The organism is Bartonella sp. AC158YNML, from assembly GCF_042196725.1.
Lineage (GTDB): Bacteria > Pseudomonadota > Alphaproteobacteria > Rhizobiales > Rhizobiaceae > Bartonella.
Window position 1 is genome coordinate 2,501 of sequence record NZ_JBHIQU010000027.1, and the last position, 5,689, is coordinate 8,189.

Consider the following 5,689-nt stretch of genomic DNA (forward strand, 5'->3'; position numbering starts at 1 on the left):
GTTAGAGCGCGCGCTTGATAAGCGTGAGGTCGGAGGTTCAAGTCCTCCCAGGCCCACCAATTACTCTATCAATCTATAAGCGCTTGTGAAACGTGCTCAGAGGAAGCTTTCTTTATTAATTTATAAGAACCTTATCAGTTTATAGGAATATTACCGGTGCATAAAAGTTTTATTGGTACAAAGAAAAGTGCTTTCTTTGGTTTTAATATCCAAAATTGCAGTGGTCTTAAGGTAAATTTAAGTGATCTTGAGATATAAGGTAAAAAAATGTTTCGAGAAAAGGCAATAAAGCGTAGCAATTTTGAGAAAATAGCAATTTTAAGTGATCTTGAATTTTAAGCGTTTCGAAGGCGTTATATTGTTTTAGGGGCCGTAGCTCAGCTGGGAGAGCACCTGCTTTGCAAGCAGGGGGTCGTCGGTTCGATCCCGTCCGGCTCCACCACTTTAATCGGTCATCATCATGTTGTAAGAACACGGTTTAGTAAGAGGTTTTTAGCCTTTTGCTTGTTCTATTGAAATTGTGAAGAGAAGATATATTCAGACATGTTCCTTTTTAAGGTTCCTTCTGAGGTGCAAGTTTTTTGTTAAGAAAAATACTTTCTTGGGAAAATGCTTGTTGTCGAAAAAAGGTTTTGGAAAACAGATTTTAAAAAAGATCTTGAAAGAAAAACCTTTCTTCCGAAGAGGAAATCTTAATTTAGAAGGAAATCTTAATTTAGAAAAAGAGACATGTGTCGCAAGGGAATGCTCAAAACCCTTGCTTATGATTGGAAGCTTAACCGCGCCATTGAATATATCTCGAGAAGCTGGTCTTTTCTGCTGATATTTGGTTTGTTTTGCGCTTTATTTTGCACAAGATAAAGAGAAGCAGACAAACCGTGAATGAATATTGGCAATGAGAACGATCAAGTGTCTTAAGGGCATTTGGTGGATGCCTTGGCATGCACAGGCGATGAAGGACGTGATACGCTGCGATAAGCTACGGGGAGGTGCGAATACCCTTTGATCCGTAGATTTCCGAATGGGGCAACCCACCTTTGATGGCTAGAAAAATTAAGCTGTTTTTTAAAACAGTTTAGTTTTCTAGTCGTCAGATAAAGGTATCTACACCTGAATAAAATAGGGTGTAAGAAGCAAACGCAGGGAACTGAAACATCTAAGTACCTGTAGGAAAGGACATCAAACGAGACTCCGTTAGTAGTGGCGAGCGAACGCGGACCAGGCCAGTGGCTTGAATTAAGAAAAGTAGAAACGACTGGAAAGTCGTACCAAAGAGGGTGATAGTCCCGTATACGTAAATCTGATTTAAGTCCTAGAGTAGGGCGGGACACGTGAAATCCTGTCTGAACGTGGGTCGACCACGATCCAAGCCTAAGTACTCGTGCATGACCGATAGCGCACCAGTACCGTGAGGGAAAGGTGAAAAGTACCCCGACAAGGGGAGTGAAATAGTACCTGAAACCGAATGCCTACAAACAGTCGGAGCCCAAGATTCGTTCTGGGTGACGGCGTACCTTTTGTATAATGGGTCAGCGACTTAGTCTAACGAGCAAGCTTAAGCCGGTAGGTGTAGGCGTAGCGAAAGCGAGTCTGAATAGGGCGTTCAGTTCGTTGGATTAGACCCGAAACCGAGTGATCTAGCCATGAGCAGGCTGAAGGTAAGGTAACACTTACTGAAGGGCCGAACCCGTATCTGTTGCAATAGATTGGGATGACTTGTGGCTAGGGGTGAAAGGCCAATCAAACTCGGAAATAGCTGGTTCTCCGCGAAATCTATTTAGGTAGAGCGTTAGTCGAATTCTCCAGGGGGTAGAGCACTGGATGGGCTAGGGGTCCTCACCGGATTACCAAACCTAACCAAACTCCGAATACCTGGAAGAACTAACTAGCAGACACACGGCGGGTGCTAACGTCCGTCGTGGAGAGGGAAACAACCCTGACCACCATCTAAGGTCCCCAAGTTATGGCTAAGTGGGAAAGGATGTGAGGATCCCAAAACAACCAGGATGTTGGCTTAGAAGCAGCCACCATTTAAAGAAAGCGTAACAGCTCACTGGTCTAAATAAGGGTCCCTGCGCCGAAAATGTAACGGGGCTAAAGCCATACACCGAAGCTGTGGATTTACTCCTTTTGGAGTAAGTGGTAGCGGAGCGTTCCGTAAGCCTGTGAAGGGAGACTCGTGAGAGCTCCTGGAGGTATCGGAAGTGAGAATGCTGACATGAGTAACGATAAAGGGAGTGAGAGACTCCCTCGCCGAAAGTCCAAGGGTTCCTGCTTAAAGTTAATCTGAGCAGGGTGAGTCGGCCCCTAAGGCGAGGCCGAAAGGCGTAGTCGATGGGAACCACGTTAATATTCGTGGACCTGTGGGTAGTGACGGATTGCGTATATTGTAAGATCTTATTGGATTGATCTTGCAGTGAAGCAGTTCCAGGAAATAGCTCCCACATATAGACCGTACCCCAAACCGACACAGGTGGACTGGTAGAGAATACTAAGGCGCTTGAGAGAACTACGTTGAAGGAACTCGGCAAATTGCACGCGTAACTTCGGAAGAAGCGTGACCCTTTAGCGGGCAACCGTTAGAGGGTGGCACAAACCAGGGGGTAGCGACTGTTTACCAAAAACACAGGGCTCTGCGAAGTCGCAAGACGACGTATAGGGTCTGACGCCTGCCCGGTGCTGGAAGGTTAAGAGGAGATGTGCAAGCATTGAATTGAAGCCCCAGTAAACGGCGGCCGTAACTATAACGGTCCTAAGGTAGCGAAATTCCTTGTCGGGTAAGTTCCGACCTGCACGAATGGCGTAACGACTTCCCCGCTGTCTCCAACGTAGACTCAGTGAAATTGAATTCCCCGTGAAGATGCGGGGTTCCTGCGGTTAGACGGAAAGACCCCGTGCACCTTTACTATAGCTTTACACTGGCATTTGTGTCTGTATGTGTAGGATAGGTGGTAGACTTTGAAGCAGGGGCGCTAGCCTTTGTGGAGTCATCCTTGAAATACCACCCTTACCGATATGGATGTCTAACCGCAGTCCGTTATCCGGATTCGGGACCGTGTATGGTGGGTAGTTTGACTGGGGCGGTCGCCTCCTAAAGAGTAACGGAGGCGCGCGATGGTAGGCTCAAAACGGTCGGAAATCGTTTGTTGAGTGCAATGGCATAAGCCTGCCTGACTGTGAGACTGACAAGTCGAGCAGAGTCGAAAGACGGTCATAGTGATCCGGTGGTCCCGTGTGGAAGGGCCATCGCTCAACGGATAAAAGGTACGCCGGGGATAACAGGCTGATGACCCCCAAGAGTCCATATCGACGGGGTTGTTTGGCACCTCGATGTCGACTCATCGCATCCTGGGGCTGGAGCAGGTCCCAAGGGTATGGCTGTTCGCCATTTAAAGCGGTACGTGAGTTGGGTTCAGAACGTCGTGAGACAGTTCGGTCCCTATCTGCCGTGGGTGTTGGAATATTGACAGGACCTGTCCCTAGTACGAGAGGACCGGGATGGACGTATCTCTGGTGGACCTGTTGTGGCGCCAGCCGCATAGCAGGGTAGCTATATACGGACGAGATAACCGCTGAAGGCATCTAAGCGGGAAACTCACCTGAAAACAAGTATTCCCTGAGAACCGTGGTAGACCACCACGTTGATAGGTCAGGTGTGGAAGTGTGGTAACACATGAAGCTTACTGATACTAATCGTTCGATCGACTTGATCGTTCTCATTTCCCATATTCTTTCTTAAAATATAAAAATTCCAGCTTCTCATCATTCATGCTTTTTGCTGACTTGGTGGTTATGGCGGAGTGAACGCACCCGATCCCATCCCGAACTCGGCCGTGAAACGCTCCAGCGCTGATGGTACTTTGCCTTAAGGCACGGGAGAGTAAGTCGCCGCCAGGTCTGCTAAAGGCATGATAGATAACAATTCAAAATAAAAATATAACGATAAATATCAAGGCTCAATACTGAGAGTAGACAATAAAAAAATCTTGTCTTAAAATATATAGCGCGGGGTGGAGCAGCCCGGTAGCTCGTCAGGCTCATAACCTGAAGGCCGCAGGTTCAAATCCTGCCCCCGCAACCACTTCTTAATAGTTAACCCTATAATATTCCCTAGCATTGCCGTAATAGTAACTTGACTCTTCTCAATCTAAACAGAAATATGCCAAACGCAGAGAATAATCTGCTCAATAAGCCTAATTAAAAAAACTTATAAAATTAAAAAAATCCATACTATTGTCTCTTTACATTGCAAACATTCTAAAGGCGTCAATGAAATATCATAGATAAACGAGACCTTGTATCAAAAAAAACATCTCATTTTACTCTTCAGGACTCATAAGGGGTATGCTACTAATGAAGCAGAGATAGGCAGAGAATGCTTTCTTCTCTCTAAAACGATAAATCTAAAAGCTCTTCTTAATACTGGAAAACAAAAATAGCATCAAGCTCTGAAAATAAAAGCAGGAGGAAACGTGTCGTAGCGTCTAAACGCATGGAGTGAAATGCTAATCACTCGAAACTCTTCTCACGTAACAGAGACATAGTCGAAAACGCTATGGAAAAAGGAAAAAACGTACGAGCGCGTAAATACCCGTAGAGTTATGCTGAGGAGATATAGGAGCACTCGCAACTCTGCCCTGCGTAAAAAAACGCAATGCAGAAATAGGGGACACTCCGCTAAACATTATGCCCTCTGAAACAACTAGAAAAAAGAGCGTAGAGGTGTATGTAATTCACACACAGAAACACTCCTCAAAAACTAAATCTAAGCTCAGCTTCTCTCTCTTTTACGATATCCCTCCCTTTGTCCTATGTGTGCCTGTATATCTTCATCCTCAAAATAATCTGCTAACTTTTTGTAACAAAAAACTGCACATAATTCCTTGACCTCCAAACTATCTATATCCCTAACTACTCAGGCGGATTTTTACTTAGAAAGCTTTTGGGGAAAGCTTTTGGGGTACTGAGCCTATGCCTATGATCTGTAGGGGCAGTGCTTTACGGCTTAGATAGAGAAATAACAGCTTTTTACACTATCCTAACATACATAAAGCAACCTTAAGAGAAAAAACTCTAAAAGTTACATATCCCTATCCTTGGCGCAATGTACTATCTGTTTTGAAAGAGACATCTCACATTATCTCTTGGACATCTGCTCTAGCCCCATTTACCGTTTCTAGGGTGACATGTTCTTTAAAGAATTAATGATTTTTGCGATCTTTTTTAGAAACCAGCGTAATGAGGGAGAAAGTATGCCGTGAGAAAAAAAGGGGAAGCTTTTTGCTTTTGCAGCCATTGGTCTTGATGTTTGAACGGAAACTGGCAGTGGCAAGGGGAAGGCCATAGAGTACGTGATCACTAAATTTTATCCCGTTATAGGAATATTGGGTTTTATAAGCTATAGAGAAGGCTATACCGAGGGGAGGGGGCTCTTAAGTCTTAAAGAGAAGATTGGATAATCTTCAGAGCACAAAATTATATGTCTACTAGAAAAAATAAGGGCGTTCTTGTATCTCAAGTGCTTCTTATTTTACACTGTCCAAAGCTAGTATCTCTAGCCTCAGTACAATGAGGTACAAATCAGATGATTTCTTACCCTACCTTAAATACACTTTTGTGAAAATTACTTTAAAGGTCGTGTATTAGCTTATGCAAAATCTTTTATGGAAAGAGCTTATTGCTCTAAGAG

3 tRNA genes and 2 rRNA genes (1 of these 5 only partly in view) are annotated in these 5,689 nt (G+C 44.5%); all 5 read left to right on the plus strand.

Annotated elements, in window-relative coordinates:
- Positions 1-59: transfer RNA gene (locus ACFIM1_RS08625), tRNA-Ile, on the plus strand (it extends 18 nt beyond the left edge of the window).
- A gap of 307 nt (positions 60-366) precedes the next feature.
- Positions 367-442, plus strand: a tRNA-Ala gene (locus ACFIM1_RS08630).
- Between the two features lie 461 nt (positions 443-903).
- Positions 904-3,714 (plus strand): 23S ribosomal RNA (locus ACFIM1_RS08635).
- 68 nt (positions 3,715-3,782) lie between these two features.
- Positions 3,783-3,897: ribosomal RNA gene (rrf, locus tag ACFIM1_RS08640) — 5S ribosomal RNA — on the plus strand.
- A 107-nt stretch (positions 3,898-4,004) separates the two neighbouring features.
- Positions 4,005-4,081: transfer RNA gene (locus tag ACFIM1_RS08645), tRNA-Met, on the plus strand.
- Positions 4,082-5,689 lie beyond the last annotated feature (1,608 nt).